Origin of the sequence: Mesorhizobium sp. M4B.F.Ca.ET.143.01.1.1 (genome assembly GCF_004792275.1) — a bacterium.
Taxonomy (GTDB): Bacteria; Pseudomonadota; Alphaproteobacteria; order Rhizobiales; family Rhizobiaceae; genus Mesorhizobium; species Mesorhizobium abyssinicae.
Window position 1 is genome coordinate 1 of the sequence record NZ_SRSR01000172.1, and the last position, 357, is coordinate 357.

2 pseudogenes are annotated in these 357 nt (G+C 64.4%); both read right to left on the reverse strand.

Annotated features, from left to right (window positions below):
- A pseudogene (locus tag EN786_RS39200) lies at nt 1-170 on the reverse strand (uracil-DNA glycosylase); the annotation flags it as partial.
- Between the two features lie 2 nt (nt 171-172).
- A pseudogene (locus tag EN786_RS36480) lies at nt 173-357 on the reverse strand (radical SAM protein); the annotation flags it as partial.

Below are 357 nucleotides of genomic sequence, written 5' to 3' on the forward strand. Positions count from 1 at the left end.
GGCAAATCGCTTTGCGGCCGGTCTGAACCGGCTGCGACACGCCAGCCGATATCCTCGGGTCTGACCTCATTCAGCGCCAGCCGTCGAGCCGCGTCGCGCCAGCCGGCGAAATCGGTCTGGCTTTCAAGCCAAACTGTGTAGCGGGCGAGGTCGAGCTCCGCTGTCAGCATGGTCAAAACAGCGCCAGTTGTTCGCAGGATCGCTCTATCTGGCCGCGCAGGCCGGCCTTGTCGGTGAGCGCACCTGGCGACCAGCCTTCGGCGATGATGAAGGGCCGTAGCTTGGCGATCGAATGGCAAATCCGCCCGACATCTTCCAGCCGCATCCGCCGGTGCCGGCGGGTCTGCAGGATTTTCG